Annotated in this window: 11 protein-coding genes; 7 read left to right on the top strand and 4 right to left on the bottom strand. The window is 69.4% G+C overall.

Annotated elements, in window-relative coordinates; genetic code table 11:
- Positions 1-43: 43 nt before the first annotated feature.
- From ABD161_RS04535 to ABD161_RS04565, 7 genes are all read left to right on the top strand, one after another.
- Complete coding sequence (locus ABD161_RS04535) at positions 44-262, top strand: SPOR domain-containing protein (RefSeq protein ID WP_344000059.1); 219 nt, start codon at positions 44-46, stop codon at positions 260-262.
- A gap of 135 nt (positions 263-397) precedes the next feature.
- Complete coding sequence (gene glnA / locus ABD161_RS04540; RefSeq protein WP_344000061.1) at positions 398-1735, top strand: type I glutamate--ammonia ligase; 1338 nt, start codon at positions 398-400, stop codon at positions 1733-1735.
- Positions 1736-1745: 10 nt separating this feature from the next.
- A complete protein-coding gene (locus ABD161_RS04545) occupies positions 1746-4739 on the top strand; it encodes a bifunctional [glutamine synthetase] adenylyltransferase/[glutamine synthetase]-adenylyl-L-tyrosine phosphorylase (protein WP_344000062.1) in 2994 nt (997 codons plus the stop codon).
- Positions 4740-5171: 432 nt separating this feature from the next.
- On the top strand, positions 5172-5396 hold the full coding sequence (locus ABD161_RS04550) for a helix-turn-helix transcriptional regulator (RefSeq protein WP_344000064.1): 225 nt from the start codon (positions 5172-5174) through the stop codon (positions 5394-5396).
- Positions 5396-6718 (top strand): tyrosine-type recombinase/integrase, encoded by a 1323-nt coding sequence (locus ABD161_RS04555; protein WP_344000066.1) that lies wholly within the window; start codon positions 5396-5398, stop codon positions 6716-6718. The genes ABD161_RS04550 and ABD161_RS04555 overlap by 1 nt, the downstream gene beginning before the upstream one ends.
- Positions 6719-6795: 77 nt before the next feature.
- Positions 6796-7152, top strand: coding sequence for a helix-turn-helix domain-containing protein (locus tag ABD161_RS04560; protein WP_100810625.1), 357 nt, complete (start codon positions 6796-6798; stop codon positions 7150-7152).
- The gene (locus ABD161_RS04565; RefSeq protein ID WP_344000069.1) at positions 7118-7798 is read left to right on the top strand and encodes a hypothetical protein; all 681 of its coding nucleotides are present in this window, start codon (positions 7118-7120) and stop codon (positions 7796-7798) included. Before ABD161_RS04560 ends, ABD161_RS04565 begins: the two co-directional genes overlap by 35 nt.
- 1 nt (position 7799) lies before the next feature.
- Here ABD161_RS04565 and ABD161_RS04570 read toward each other — a convergent pair whose 3' ends face one another.
- The 4 genes from ABD161_RS04570 to ABD161_RS04585 all read right to left on the bottom strand — a co-directional run bounded on the left by ABD161_RS04570 (position 7800) and on the right by ABD161_RS04585 (position 14533).
- Positions 7800-12734: an SNF2-related protein gene (locus ABD161_RS04570; RefSeq protein ID WP_344000071.1), complete on the bottom strand. Its 4935-nt coding sequence runs from the start codon at positions 12732-12734 to the stop codon at positions 7800-7802.
- 71 nt (positions 12735-12805) lie between these two features.
- On the bottom strand, positions 12806-13330 hold the full coding sequence (locus ABD161_RS04575; protein WP_344000073.1) for a hypothetical protein: 525 nt from the start codon (positions 13328-13330) through the stop codon (positions 12806-12808).
- A gap of 138 nt (positions 13331-13468) precedes the next feature.
- Complete coding sequence (locus tag ABD161_RS04580) at positions 13469-14083, bottom strand: hypothetical protein (protein WP_344000075.1); 615 nt, start codon at positions 14081-14083, stop codon at positions 13469-13471.
- 9 nt (positions 14084-14092) lie between these two features.
- Positions 14093-14533, bottom strand: coding sequence for a single-stranded DNA-binding protein (locus ABD161_RS04585; RefSeq protein ID WP_048809344.1), 441 nt, complete (start codon positions 14531-14533; stop codon positions 14093-14095).
- Positions 14534-14769: the final 236 nt, after the last annotated feature.

A 14769-nucleotide genomic window follows, 5' to 3' on the forward strand; every position in this document is an offset into this window, starting at 1 on the left:
CAACCCCCTGCGACGGATCCATCCGGGTGCCTAGGATCGGGGCATGACGATCGATGGAACGCCCGACGAGATCGAGCAGAGCTGGTGGTACAACTCCCGCACCGGTGAGGTGGAGCACGGCCCCGAGTCGCCGTCGATCCACCGGATCGGGCCCTTCTCGAGCAAGGAGGAGGCGTCCCGCGCGCCCGAGGTGCTCGCCGCCCGCTCGAAGGCCTGGGACGAGGACGAGAAGCGCGAGGACAGCTGGGGCGGCACCCCCTGATCCGTCCGATCGCCGCGCCGATCGGGGTCATCCGGACCGCGTCGGCAGCGCGGTCGCGCGCCCTCGGACCAGTAAGCTGATCGAGCGGCACTGCGGCCGCGTTCGACCGGCCGACGCCACCCCCGAAGGGACACGATGGACAAGCAGCGGGACTTCGTACTGCGCACGATCGAGGAGCGCGGCGTCAAGTTCGTGCGCCTCTGGTTCACGGACGTCGTCGGCACGCTCAAGTCGGTCGCGATCGCTCCCGCGGAGGTCGAGGGCGCGTTCAGCGAGGGAATCGGCTTCGACGGCTCGGCCATCGAGGGCCTGACCCGCACGTACGAGTCCGACCTTCTCGCGCACCCGGACCCGACGACGTTCCAGATCCTGCCGTGGCGGGGCGAGATCGATCCGACCGCCCGCATGTTCTGCGACCTGACGACGCCGGATGGGCAGCCCGCGGTCGCGGACCCCCGCAATGTCCTCAAGCGCACCCTCGCGAAGGCGGCGGACGCCGGATTCACGTTCTACACGCACCCCGAGATCGAGTTCTATCTGCTGAAGTCCGACAAGCCGGGCCCGCACGGCCTCGAGCCTGTGGACCGCGCCGGGTACTTCGACAACGTCCCCGGCGGCACGGCGCACGACTTCCGCCGCCGCTCGGTGCGGATGCTCGAGGACCTCGGCATCTCGGTCGAATACAGCCACCACGAGGGCGGACCGGGCCAGAACGAGATCGACCTGCGCTACGCCGACGGCCTGACGATGGCGGACAACATCATGACGTTCCGCACGGTCGTCAAGGAGGTCGCGATCGAGGAGGGCGTGCACGCCACGTTCATGCCGAAGCCGCTCCACGGCGAGCCCGGCAGCGGCATGCACACGCACATGTCGCTCTTCGAGGGCGACACCAACGCCTTCTACGAGGAGGGCGCGCAGTACCAGCTCTCGAAGACCGGACGCCGCTTCATCGCGGGCCTGCTGCGCCACGCGAACGAGATCGCGCTCGTGACCAACCAGTTCGTGAACTCGTACAAGCGCCTGTGGGGCGGCGACGAGGCGCCGAGCTACATCACCTGGGGCCACAACAACCGCTCGGCGCTTGTGCGCGTGCCGTTGTACAAGCCGGGAAAGAGCCAGTCGGCGCGCATCGAGCACCGCGGTGTCGATTCGGCCGCGAACCCGTACCTCGCCTACGCCTTGATGCTCGCCGCCGGGCTGAAGGGCATCGAGGAGGAGTACGAGCTCCCCGCCGAGGCCGAGGACAACGTCTGGGCCCTGAGCGAGTCGGAGCGCCGCGCGCTCGGCTACCGCCGCCTTCCCTCCAGCCTGTTCGACGCGATCCGCTACATGGAGGAGAGCGAACTCGTCGCCGAGACCCTCGGTGAGCAGGTCTTCAGCTACGTGCTCAGCAACAAGCGCCGCGAGTACGAGCAGTACCGCTCGCAGGTCACGCCGTTCGAGCTGAAGCACAGCCTCGACATCATCTGAGCCGCATTTCATGGCTCCGGATCGTGCGTCATCGCTGACGCAGCTCGCGCGGCTCGGCTTCTCGCGTTTCGACGACGCCGAGACGCACCTGGCAGAGCTGAGAGAGCTTGTCGGCATCGCGCGCGAGACGCTGCTCGCCGACGCGAGCCGCGCCGCGGATCCGGATGAGGCCCTCGCCGGCCTCGTGCGCGTTGCGCGGCGCCGCGCGGAGGCGGTGCGGGACGTCCTGCAGGATGAGCGCGGCCGGGAGGTCGCGTGGCGCCTGCTCGGAGCATCCCGCGGCTTCGCCGACTTCTATCTGCGCCGGCCGGAGCAGCTCGCCGCCCTGCCGGGAGCGGGGCGCCGGCTGCCGACGGCCGAGGAGTTGAGACGTGCCCTCGGCGGCGCGGTCGGCGCCGACGACGACGGCTTCGCGGCCTCCGGTGACGAGGCATCCTGGATCGACCTGCGGGTCGCCTATCGTGCGCAGCTGGCCGAGATCGCCGTGTACGACCTGATGCACCCGGACCCGGTGGAGATCGTCCACGCGGTGAGCGCGGCCCTCGCGGACGCCGCCGGCGCGGCGCTGGACGCGTCCCTCGCGATCGCCCGGACGAAGGTGACGAACTCGGGCGGCTTCGGCGGCTTCCCGCGCGACGAGGTGCTGCGGACGCGGCTCGCCATCATCGGGATGGGAAAGTCCGGGGCGCGTGAGCTGAACTACGTCAGCGACGTCGACGTGATCTTCGTCGGCGAGCCGGCCGCGGGGACCGAGCTCTCCGAGGCGCGCGCGATCGAGATCGCGACGCGGCTCGCGATCCAGACGATGCGGGGAATCGACGGCATCGAGGCCGAGCCCGCGCTGTGGGAGGTCGACCCGAACCTGCGGCCGGAGGGCAAGCAGGGCGCCCTTGTGCGCACCCTCGAGTCGCACATCGCCTACTACGACCGCTGGGCCAAGAGCTGGGAGTTCCAGGCGCTGCTGAAGGCGCGACCGCTCGCGGGCGATCCCACCCTCGGCGAGGCGTACGTCGCGGCGACACAGCCGAAGGTCTGGTCGAGCTCGCAGCGCGAGGACTTCGTCGACAGCGTCCAGCGCATGCGCGAGCGCGTCATGGAGCACATCCCCGCCGAGGACGTCCCCCATCAGGTCAAGCTCGGGCCCGGTGGCATCCGCGACATCGAGTTCGCCGTGCAGCTGCTGCAGCTTGTGCACGGGCGGTCGGATGAGGACGTCCGCCACCGCGGCACGCTGAGCGCCATCGACGCGCTCGAGGCCGGCGGCTACATCGGGCGCGAGGAGGCCGCGGTCTTCGCGCGCGACTACCGCACCCTGCGCCTGATCGAGCATCGACTGCAGCTCGTCGGCCTCGCGCGCACGCACCTCATGCCGCGCACCGAGGACGGCCTGCGCTGCCTCGCCCGCGCCACCGGCCTCGCAGATTCCGCGGACGGCGTGCAGGAGGTCTGGGAGGACATCAAGCGCGAGGTGCGCGAGATCCACGTGCGCCTGTTCTACCGCCCGCTGCTCTCGGCCGTGGCCCGCCTTCCCCAGGACGAGGGATCGCTCACGGAGGAGCAGGCGCGCGACCGCCTCGCCGCCATCGGCTTCCGCGAGCCCGCCGTGGCGCTGCGGCACATCGGCGCCGTCACGAGCGGCCTCAGCCGCAAGGCGACGATCCAGCGGCACCTCATCCCTGTCATGCTGCGGATGTTCGCCGAGGGCGCGGATCCGGACTACGGCCTCGTCGCCTTCCGGCGCATCAGCGAGCGGCTGGGGGAGACGCCCTGGTTCCTGCGCATGCTGCGCGACTCCTCGGGCGCGGCCGAGCGGCTGACCCGACTGCTGTCCGCGTCGCGCTACGCGGGCGAGCTGATGGAGTGGATCCCCGAGTCGGTCGCCTGGCTCGACAACGACGAGCAGCTGCGGCCGCGGTCCGGGCCGGCCCTCGAGGAGGAGGCGCGGGCCATCCAGACCCGGCACGACACCATCGAGGATGCGATGCGGGCCGTGCGGGCGCTGCGCCGCCGCGAGATGCTCCGCACCGCGATGGGCGCCGTGCTGGGCGTCACCACGCTCGAGCAGCTGAGCGACGCGCTCACCACGATCACCGAGGTGACGCTGCGTGCGACGCTGCGCGCCGTGCGACGCGAGGTCGTGCCGGAGGAGGACGCATCGCTCGACTTCGCGATCATCGGCATGGGTCGCTTCGGCGGCGCCGAGCTCGGCTTCGGCTCGGACGCGGACGTCCTCTACGTGTACCGGCCCGAGGCGGTGGAGCCGCATCGCGCCGAGACGCTGGCGCTGAAGATCGTGGCCGAGCTGCGCCGCGTCTCGGAGGACTTCCGCCTGCCGCTCGAGCTCGACGCCGACCTGCGCCCCGAGGGCCGCAAGGGCCCCATTGTGCGCTCGCTCGACGCCTACGCGGAGTACTACCGCCGCTGGTCGGTGTCGTGGGAGGCCCAGGCCCTGCTGCGGGCGCGTGGAGTCGCGGGATCCGTGAAGCTCATCGACGCGTTCATGCAGCTCGCCGACGACGTCCGCTACCCCGAGCAGCCCGATGCGCAGGCGGTGCGCGAGATCAAGCGGATCAAGGCGCGCGTGGAGACCGAGCGCCTGCCCCAGCGCATCGACCCGACCCGGCACCTCAAGCTCGGCCCCGGCGGCCTCAGCGACGTGGAGTGGCTCGTGCAGCTGCTGCAGCTGCAGCACGCGCGCGCGGTTCCCGGCCTGCGCACGACCTCGACGCTCGCGGCACTGGACGCCGCGGTCGAGGCGGGCCTCGTCGTCGCGGAAGACGCCGCGCTGCTGCGGGCCGCGTGGCAGCTCGCGGCGCGCCTGCGCTCGGCGAACACGCTGCTGTCGGGCCAGACCAGCGACGTCCTGCCGACCGACCGGCGCCTGCTCGACGGCATCGGCCGCATCCTCGAGTACCCGGCCCACAGTGCCACGCAGCTCGAGCAGGACTGGCTGGGCACCGCCCGCCGCGCCCGCCGCGTCTTCGACCGCCTGTTCTACGGCTGACCCGGCGCCGCTGCGGATCCTGCGCGTGCCCGCGAGACCGCGCTCTGCGCGCGAGACTGCGCTCCGCGGCCGAGACTGCGTTCCGCGCGCGAGACGACGTGTGGCGACTGCTGTCTCGCCCGCCCGCTGCTGTCTCGCGGCCGGGCGCGCCGGCTGATCACGCCACAACGACGGAGGCCCCGCCACCTCGAAAGGTGACGGGGCCTCCGTGCGGGGTCTGGATCAGACGCCGTAGTACAGCTCGGCTTGAGGATCTGAGAACCGGAGGGCGTTCCACAGAATCACACTTCCCCGTAAACAAAGGGAAGTGCGATGTTGAGCATGGGTAGGGCCGCTGCTGCGGCTGTCCGAGAACCTGTCCGTTTACTCGATTCTTGGCCGTTCTACGGGGATCGCTGGAGGTCTGCGGGTGGTGCCGCCTACCTCATTGGTATGAGCGCCGACCGCCCCCGCCTCTGGACTCCACAGGAGCTTGCGGAGTACACGGGCATCCCGATCAGGACGCTCGCTGACTGGCGGACAGAGCGTGCGCGCAGCCGAGGTCTCGGGTTGCCGTTCGTCGCACTCTCGTCGCACAACGTCCGCTACCGCGATGAGGATGTCGAGGCGTTCATCACGCGGCGGATCGTGGCCCCGACGGATAGGGCGGGCGACTGATGGCGCGGCCGAAGCGCGCGCTCGGCGAACTCGGCAAGGTGACCTACACCGTCGAGCCGAACGGCCTGGTCATCGCGCGTGCGCGAGTCTATGACGGCAACGGGCAGGAGCGTCGTCCCAGCGGCAGCGGAGCGACCGAGGCTGAGGCGCTGGCCGCGTTGCAGGAAGCGGCTGATGTCGCTGTCGGTCGAGTCCTGGCGCGACGAGCACAGCTCATGACCGTCGCTGAGCTGGCGACGACGTGGCTGAAGACGGCGTATCACGACGACGATCCGCGGGTGCTGCGCCAGCGCCGTGAGCAGACCGTCGATGGCTACGCCTCGGTGGTGCGCGCGCATGTCATCCCGCGCGCCGGGGCCATCCCTATTGCCGACATCACCGCCGACCGTGCTGATGGGCTGCTTATGGACATCGCGCGGGAGAAGTCGGTGACGACCGCGAACAAGGTTCGGAACGTGATGTCGCTGATGTTCGATTGGGCGATCCAGCAGGGGCATTTCTCGGCTACCGGGTCGATCCAGAACACACGGTACGGCGCGGTCGTCGTGGCGAACCCGATCCGTGCGACCCGGCGAGCGGATGAGCCGGACACGGTGTATTTCGAACTCGACGCGGTGCAGGTCAAGTACATTCTCCACCTCATCCGCAGTGAGTGGCCCGAGCGGCACCGAGCGCGCTATCCGGTAGGCCGACGGCCTAACTACAAGTTGCTCGCCGACTACATCCTCATCACGCTCGGCACCTCCGAGAGGACCGCGGAGCCGATTGCGATCCGGTTCCAGGACGTGCGGTTCGAGGCGGTGGAACAACCGGATGGAAGCCTCACGATGGAGGCGCTCGTCTGGGTCGGCGGGACGATGGTTCGCACCAAGTCCCGCGGCCTGTTTCGCCAGGACTCGCCAAAGGCGGAGCGGCAGAAGCGTTGGGTTCGCGTTCCGAAGTTCGCGGCGAAGGTGTTGAGCGAACTCGTGGCGAGCCACGTTCCCGACCCCGAGCGGAATCCAGACGACGTGTTGTTCACGACCGAGCGCGGCCGTCCGCGCGACCCCAGCGCAGTCGGCGAGTTGCTCAGGATGTTCCGCCGTGAGTTCGAGCCGGAACTGCTGGCTATCGGGGTCGACGCCGAGCACCTCACCTTCCGCAGCCTCCGCAAGGCGGTCGCTGCGGCGGTATCGGACACGGCTGGCGTCGAGGTCGCACGCGACCTGCTCGGGCACAGCAGTACCGACATCACGGAAGGGCACTACGCGAAGCGTACCGACCTCATCGTCGAGGTCGCGGCTGACGCGCTCGACGAGGCGTTCGCGGGCATCGACGCATGAACTGTAAGGCTCAAGAAGGGGATGCCGTATGAACACTTGTATTGTCCAGAGTGTGCAGGTGGAGGTAGGATGGGGTCATGACCATGACGAGCTTGACGATCAACCCGGAGGATGTGCGCTCCAGCGCCGGGGCGCGCCCGGCTTGGCTGGAGCAGGTCGCCGCGTATGTGCAGCAGGCGGCAGCCGATGGGGAGACGGTGACGCTGACGGCGAAGCGCCGCATGATGACCCCCGAACAGGTCGCCGACGCGATGGGCGTGTCTCGTCCCACCATCTCGCGGAAGATCAAGGCGGGGGAGATTCGCGCGGTCAAGGTCGGCAATCGCAATCGCATCCCCTACGAGGAGTTCGAGCGGTACTGGCGCAAGACGATGGGCGACCTCGTGGAGCTGACGCGCGATGAACTCCGTGACGACCTCTTCGGCGATCAGTGAGCTGACGCGCGTTCTCCTGGACGCGAACATCATCGCTAAGCCCGTCACTCGGACTCTGCTGGTCGTCGGCGGGGTGCCGAGCGGCTTCCGCGCCTTCTGGAGCCGGGCTGCCGAGCGGGAGGCCCAGGTGCACATGCGCCCGAGGGCGTTGCCGCCGTCGAGTGTCCGGGAGCGATTCGACGTCTTGCTCGGGCCGACCGGCACAGGTGCGGAACGCTTCGTTGGGACGAAGGGCGTGGATCGGCAGATCCTTGCCGATGCTGCGGCCGCGGGCGCGCGGTTCCTGGTCACCGAGGATGTGGACGACTACGGGCTGGACGATCTCGCTAGCGTCGGCATCTCGGCGGTGAACCCCGATCTGTTCCTCGCCGCGCGGCTCACCCGCGATGCCTACTCGACGGTGATCGACCTGTTCGTCGAGCGTCAGCTCAACCCGCCGACCACGCCCGCGCAATTCCACGCCGCCATCGCCAAGAACCATCCGCGCCTGTTCGCCGCACACGCGGACCTCTACGAGGTCGAACCCGAACACGGCATCCACGGCGAACCGGAGGTGATCTTTCGCGGCGCGCGCTGCCTGCGCTGCGAGCAGATCATCGCCGACCCCGCCACGATCGTCGACGGGCTCGGCCCGGAGTGCCGCTGAGCTATAGCCGCGGGGCGTTGCTCGGCGGCGCGGCCGGTGGCGGCGCGGGGACGAACGGAGCCGCGGGCTCACGCCTCGCACCCTCCCGCGACCCGAGATTCGGTTCGTAGGCGCGCACGGCCTCGACGGTCAGCTCGACGCGCTCGGACTCTGGCGCGACGGGCTCGGGGGCGGGTTCGTCCTGCATCGCAGCGAGCTGGGACTCGACGCGGGCGAGGTCTTCCTCGGCGTCGGCGAGGGCCTGGGCGTGGCGGAAGGGCTGGCCGAGGCGCTGCTGGGTGTCGGCGACGGTCTGTTCGGCTTCTTCCAGGTCTTCGCGGGCCTGGTCGAGCAGTGTCGGGATGCCGCTGACGCGGTTCTCGATGCGCTGCATGAGCCCGAGCCCGGCGTCCAGGAACGACTCCTTCGGCATCGTGAATCCCGAGCGGGGCACCTCGGGCAGGGAGACGGTCACATCGAGAGCGGCGAGCCCGGAGCGGGCCTCGACGTGGATGTCGAAGCCTGAGATGCGGCCGATGATCCCGAAGTCCTTGTGCCCGTACCGGGGCAGCCACTTCAGCCCGGAGTCGCCCATCCACGCGGCCAGGGCGTGCGCGGCCTCCGAGCGGGAGTCGTAGTCGCGGGTGCCGAGCGTGATGCGGAACCTGTCGCCGCTGGTGTCGGTCATCCGCGGCGCGGCGGCTTTGAGCCCGGCGATCTCCGCGGTGGCGCGATCTGCGGCCGACCGCGCTCGGTTGCCGGTGTGCACCAGCATGTCTTCGTTGCGCTCATGCGCGCGCTGCAAGCGGCGCAGCCGATTGACCTCGTTGAGGATGACGGAGTGCTCCAGCAGGAGCGGGTTGCCGGAGGCGATGGCCTTGGCTTCTGCGGCGGACAGCGCGGAGGTGTCGATCTCCTCGATCTCGCGGGCGTTGATCTTCCCACGCAGGAGCTGCGCGAACGACGCGGCCTTCCGCTCGACGGTCTGCCACATATAGGAGTCGAAGGACCGCTCGGTGACGTAGCGGACGATCGCCACTTCCTCGTTCTGGTTGCCTTGCCGCATGATGCGCCCGTCGCGCTGGGCGATGTCGGAGGGCCGCCACGGGCAGTCCAGGTGGTGCAGGGCGATGGCGCGAGCCTGGACATTGGTGCCGACGCCCATCTTCTCCGTCGAGCCGATGAGCACCGCGACGTGGCCGGCGCGGGCTGCGGCGAACAGGCGCGCCTTCTCCACGTCGGTCTTCGCCTCGTGCATGTACCTGACCTGCTCGGCGGGGACGCCGCGCTGCACGAGCTGCTGCCGCAGCTCGTCATAGGCGTTCCACCTGTCCTGGTTCGGGGTGCCGATGTCGCTGAACACGAGCTGGAGCGCCCCGCGCACCGCGGAGGGCTGCCCGGTCACGGTGTCGAGGTATTCGTTGCCGCGGGTGCGCTCCCAGATGCGGTGGATCGCGTCGGCGGCGACGTCGACCTTGCTCGGCCCGGACGGGTCGCGCGAGATGACCATGCGGATGTCGAGCGCGGCCTTGCGTCCGTCGGTGGCGATCAGGAGCATGTTGTCCTCGTCGGGCCGCACCTGGCGGCTGGCGACCTTCTCGGCACGTTCGGCGAGGGATGCGACGTACAGTTCCAGCTCGACGGTCGGCTGCACCGGGACGGTGGAGGGTGCGCGGCTGCCGTCGTCGCGCTGTACGAGCGAGGGCACGGGCAGGTCGAGGTCTTCGGCGGTCTTCACGTCGGCGAACACCGACCACATCCGCAGCAGTTCCTGCCCGTTCTGGAAGCGGGCGAAGCGGGTCTTCATGCGGAACGTGCTGCCGGTCGGCGAGATCTCCATCTGTGTGACCAGCTCGCCGAACGTCGCCGCCCACGCATCGAATGCGCCGACGCCCGCGGACTCCAGCACGTCGGGTCGCAGGTATCGCTGCATCACATAGGTCTCGGTGATCGAGTTCGAGATGGGTGTCGCCGTCGCCGCGGTGACGACCCGCTCGCGCCCGGCGGAGCGGAGGTATTCGAGCTTCATGTGCAGGTCGCTCGCGCGATCCGAGCCCTCAATGGCGGCGTCGCGGATGTTCGACTCCGTGGCGAGGTTCTTGTACATATGCATCTCGTCGACGATGACGTAATCAATGCCGGTGTCCTCGAAGCAGACGCCCCGGTCGCGGTCGGAATCGAGCCGATCCTTGAGCTTGTTCTCCATCGCCAGGAGCTTGCGCTGGATGCGCTTGACGCTCATCCGCTGCTCGCCGGTCGCGTCGTCCAGCACGCGCCGTACGTCGTCCACCTGCCCGCGGATGTACTGCTGCTGTGTCTCCGCGCGCAGCGGGATCTTGGCGAACGCCCCCTGCGTGAGGATGATCGCGTCCCACTCGTTCGCAGCAGCCCGCGCGACGAACAGCCGCCGCTTGTCGGCGGTGAGGTCGAGGCTCGACGCCGCGAGCACGCGGGCACGCGGGTAGACCTGGAGCCACTCGCGGCCGAACTGCTCCAGCATGTGGTTCGGCACGACGACGACGGGCTTGCTGATGAGCCCCATGCGGCGCATCTCCATCGCGCCCATAATCATCTCCGCCGTCTTGCCTGCGCCGACCTCGTGGAACAGGCCCGCCGCGGGCTCGGACACCATGCGGGCGACGGCGGCGCGCTGGTGCATCCGCGGCTCGAAGGTGGCCGCAAGGCCCGGCAGCGAGAGGTACGCCCCGGCGTTCGTGTAGTCGCGGAGCACTATGGAGTTGAAGCGCCGGTTGTACTCGTCCACGAGTGCCTGCGCGCGGTCGGGGTCTTCCCACACCCACTCGCCGAACCGCTCCTGAAGCGCATCGGCTTTCTCCTGCGCTGCGGCGGTCTCGACGGGATTGAGGATGCGGCGCACCTTCCCGTCGATGTCCTTCTCCTCGTCGTAGACGAGCATCGTGCGCTGTTCCATCACGGCCTGCGCGATGTCCGGCGCGGGACGCCGCGGGGTGCCCCACTCGGAGGTGGAGGGGAGGCCCTGCCGACCGCCGCGAATCTCCCACATTCCCGGCAGCGGGTTCTCCACGCGCACGTCCTGCGCGCGAAGGATGCTGCGGAGGAACTGCTCGTGCACGTCGGCGCTGATCCAGACGGCCCCGAGCTTGGCGTGGATGTCCTGGATGCCGAGCGGCGCGGGCAGCACCTCGGCGAGGGCATCCACGTTGAGATGGAATGCCGGGTCTTGCTCGGCGCGCTGGCGGGCAGCTTCGAGCTTGACCCGCACATCACCGGACAGGTATTCGGGCGCGTGCATGAGCTGGTCGGTCGCCGGGTCGGTGAACACGAGCGTTCCCAGCGCCTCGCGCGCATCGTGGTCGTTCATCCCGAGCAGGTCGGCGATGAGGGGCAGGTCGATCCCGCCGGCTCGGTCGAGGCTGACGGCGATGGCGTCGGCGGGGCTGTCGACGCCCTGCACCTCCGCGCGCGGCACCACGACGCGGTGGCTCATGATCGCCGCGGGCGACGCCGACTGATCCTCGTCATCGAACTGCTCCAGCGCGAGCACGAGCGGGCCGAACGGGTCGGAGCGCAGCAGCCGGATCGGGGTCGGCACGATGCGGGCGAAGGTCTCCTCGCCCTCTTCGTTCGTGCGCCCGGTGGGGCGGAGCGTGTAGCGGTTGAGCGCCCCGTAGGTGCCGACGTACTTCAGATAGTCGCGCCGCAGCGTCGTGCGGATCATCACGATGTCGGGGGTGTCGTCCACGCTCGCCGCTTCCGCGGTGAGCAGGCGGGCTGCGCTGTCGCGCAGCCGCAGCAGCGCGCGCAGCTCACGCGCGGCGGACCTCGGGACGGCGAGCGGCTCCAGGCTGCCCGAGACCACCGTGTGGAAGTCGCCGCTCTCGCTCGCCACGATGCTGCCGCCCCACAGCTCCGGGGCCGACGGCGTGAACGCGACCCGGCGCGCCTGCTGCTCCGCGGTGCGTTCCGTCATCGTCAGGCCCGCCCGCCGCGCAGAGAACACGAGCTGGTCGACGGCGACCGCGAGTTCTGCCTCCAGCTCATCCAGGTCGGTCGTGATGGTGAGCGTGTTCGCGTCGTACATCCCGTGCCCGACGCCGACCTCTCCGAGCATCTGCTCGGGGTGCTCATCGAAGTATCGGTTGATCCGCATCGGCACGCCGTCGATGGGCACCTGCGAGACCGTCTCCCAGGCGTCGTCGCGCATCTGCTCACCGGGTGGCCGACGCCGGAAGACGAGCAGGTCGGTGACGACCTCCGTTCCCGCGGCGCGACGGTGCGCCCCGGTGGGCAGGCGGATCGCGCCCACGAGGTCGGCCAGCTCGTTCATCTCGCGCCGAGCGCCGGGGTTCTGCGCGTCCATCGTGAAGTGCGAGGTCAGTACCGCGACGAGGCCGCCGGGCCGGGTCAGGCGCAGCGACTTGATGATGAAGTGGTTGTGCATCGACTGCCGGGTGGCGTTGTGCACCGGATCGTGCAGCGTGACGCTGCTGAACGGCACGTTGCCGACGGCCGCATCGAAGTGGCCTTCCGGCAGCCGGGTGTCGGCGAAGGACTCGGCGCGCACGGTGGCCTGCGGATACACCGCTGCGGAGATGGCCGCGGTCAGCGGGTCGAGTTCCACCCCGGTCATCTGCGCCGCCTCGGGCGCGAGGCCGATGAACGTGCCCGAGCCGGAACCGGGCTCCAGCACCGCGCCGCCGCGGAACCCCAGACCATCCAGGAGCCGCCACACCTGCCGGGCGATCATCGGGTCGGTGTAGTGCGCGTTGATCGTCGTGCGCTCCGCGGCCTCCCACTCGTCGTCGCTCAGCAGCTCGCGCAGTTCGGCGCGCTCGGCATCCCACTCGGGCTTCAGGTCATCGAACACCTCGGGGATCGCGCCCCAGCTCGACCAGCGGGCGAGCACGCGCTGACCCTCCGGGGAGGCGGGGCGACCCGTCGAGTTCAGATCGTGGATGAGCTGAATCGCCTCCACGTTCGCCCGATAGCGTGCTTTCGCGCCTGACGGCCCGAGGTCGTCCTGCGAGGCGGGGACGAAACGGGGCGCTACCGCAGCTCGCGGAAGAAGCGGATCGTCGCCGCCTCGGCGAGCGTCGCCTGGTTCGCCCGCATGTACTCCCGCGGGGGCTCCGTCGCCACGAGTTCCAGCAGGAACTCGACGCTGAGCGCCCACTTCTTCGCCAGTTCCTCCAGTTCCACGGAGGAGGGCATCGAATCCGGGCAGTCCTGCATCCGCTCCGCCCAGAGGATCAGGTTCTCGTCGGAGGGCCGGGTCTGCTCCCATTCCTCCCGCGCCTGATCCAGGGGCAGGCTCGGGTCGGTGATCCACGCCAGTTGCGACATCACGACCTCCTCCGCCTGCCTCCGGGCCGCTGTCAGCCGGGCGACCTTCTGCAAGAAAGTCTCCCCCTGCCGGTCGCTCCCCGCCAGCATTGACGCGAGGTTCGTCACCTGCGTCTGCATCTCCAGGCCCATCGACTCGAAGAATGCCGCCGGATCGCTCAGCTCCGCCACCTGGCTCCGGGCCGTCGCCTGCCAATGCGACAGCGCCATCTGCCCGTACTTGTTCATCGCCTGCTCCAGCCTCCCGAGCTGCGGTGAGCGCGGCGTCGGCCGCGGGCTCGTCGAGCCCCCACAGATCGAACTCCAGTTGCCCCGGCCAGGGCTTCCGGGATCGCTGCCGCGCCATTCGCAGTCACCGCCCGCGCCCTACTGCTCCGCCGCGAGGCGGGCGTAGAACTCGTCCTCGATGGCCTGCCTGCGCGCCACGTCCTCCTTGACGAACTGCGTGAAGTCGGCGTCCCGGTTGGGGATGATCGTCTCCGTGACCGGGGGCAGGTTGTCTTCGCCCGGCCAGACGGCCTGCCGCGTCGGGCGATCCGTGTTGAGCTTCGTCCCGCACGCAGTCACCGCGTCCCGGAGCTGCGGGATGAAAGCCCAGAAATCTCGCCACCAGCCGAAGGGTGCCGAGCCGTGCTGCTTCTTGTCGTAGGCATTCAGGTAGTGCTGGCGCAGCGCCGACAGCGGCCACACCAGCTCCGGGTGCCGATGCCAGAACGGCGGCACGACGTTCACGCTCAGGCCGAACTCGTGACGCAGCCAGTTCACGAAGGCGTTCAGCTCCAGCCACTCCACCTGCGCCTCGGCCGCGGTCAGGATGTTCCAGTTGACGGGGCGCGGCGGCTCCGGCGTGTCCTTCGCCTCGGCGTCCGGCTCCTTGGCCGGCCTCGGCGAAGGTGTCACCGGCTCGGGCTCCGGTTCCTCGAGCGGAGGCACATCGAAGTCGGGGTCATCGGGCGGGAACAGCGTCTCGTCGGTGGTCATGACGCGGCCTCACAGCGTCATCGGACGGGGTGACGGTTGCTGGGGGATGGTCGGGTCTGGCGCTTCGATGGCTGCGCTCTCGACGTGCTGCGTGCGCGAGCGGCCGCGATCGACGGCGTAGCTCGTGCGGGCGGCATCGGGGCCGATGTGCGTGGCGATGAACTCCTCGCCGCTGATCGTCTCGCCGTTCTTCTCGTAGCTGAACTTCTGGACGTGGCCGCTGGCGACGAAGGTGTCGCCGCGCGCGAACTTCTCGTAGGCGTGCTCCGCGGTCTTCCGGAACATCTTGAACGGGTAGAACTTCGTCTCGCCCTGGGTGAACGAGCCGTCCGGGTTGCGCTCGAACTGCTCCTGACCGATCCAGGCGAACAGTCGCGCCTCTCCTTTCTCGTTGAAGGACAGTTGCGGGTCGCTGGCGAAGAAGCCCCACAGGGATTCTTTGGTTCGCATCGGGATGCTCCTAACTTCTCCTGCCGAGAGAGGACTGCTACCCGATAGGTGCGCAAGCTCGACCGTCCGCGCCCCGGGCTACTGTGATGACATGGCTGAGAGGCGAGCGTCGCCTGGGCAGAGAACGCTGTAGGGACTCTTCGGAAATGTCCATTTCGTGGAGGAAATGTGGTTGCGTCCAATAGCGTGGTGTACGGATCGGGTGACCGTGTCGCTGCGGACGTAGCGACGGTCAC

Source organism: Microbacterium paludicola, assembly GCF_039529675.1.
Classification (GTDB): Bacteria; Actinomycetota; Actinomycetes; order Actinomycetales; family Microbacteriaceae; genus Microbacterium; species Microbacterium paludicola.

Coding starts and splice junctions, on each gene's coding strand:
- ABD161_RS04555 (WP_344000066.1), top strand. CDS start 5,396: ATGGCGCGGCCGAAGCGCGCGCTCGGCGAACTCGGCAAGGTGACCTAC.
- ABD161_RS04535 (WP_344000059.1), top strand. CDS start 44: ATGACGATCGATGGAACGCCCGACGAGATCGAGCAGAGCTGGTGGTAC.
- ABD161_RS04585 (WP_048809344.1), bottom strand. CDS start 14,533: ATGCGAACCAAAGAATCCCTGTGGGGCTTCTTCGCCAGCGACCCGCAA.
- glnA (WP_344000061.1), top strand. CDS start 398: ATGGACAAGCAGCGGGACTTCGTACTGCGCACGATCGAGGAGCGCGGC.
- ABD161_RS04560 (WP_100810625.1), top strand. CDS start 6,796: ATGACCATGACGAGCTTGACGATCAACCCGGAGGATGTGCGCTCCAGC.
- ABD161_RS04580 (WP_344000075.1), bottom strand. CDS start 14,083: ATGACCACCGACGAGACGCTGTTCCCGCCCGATGACCCCGACTTCGAT.
- ABD161_RS04565 (WP_344000069.1), top strand. CDS start 7,118: ATGAACTCCGTGACGACCTCTTCGGCGATCAGTGAGCTGACGCGCGTT.
- ABD161_RS04575 (WP_344000073.1), bottom strand. CDS start 13,330: ATGAACAAGTACGGGCAGATGGCGCTGTCGCATTGGCAGGCGACGGCC.
- ABD161_RS04550 (WP_344000064.1), top strand. CDS start 5,172: ATGAGCGCCGACCGCCCCCGCCTCTGGACTCCACAGGAGCTTGCGGAG.
- ABD161_RS04545 (WP_344000062.1), top strand. CDS start 1,746: ATGGCTCCGGATCGTGCGTCATCGCTGACGCAGCTCGCGCGGCTCGGC.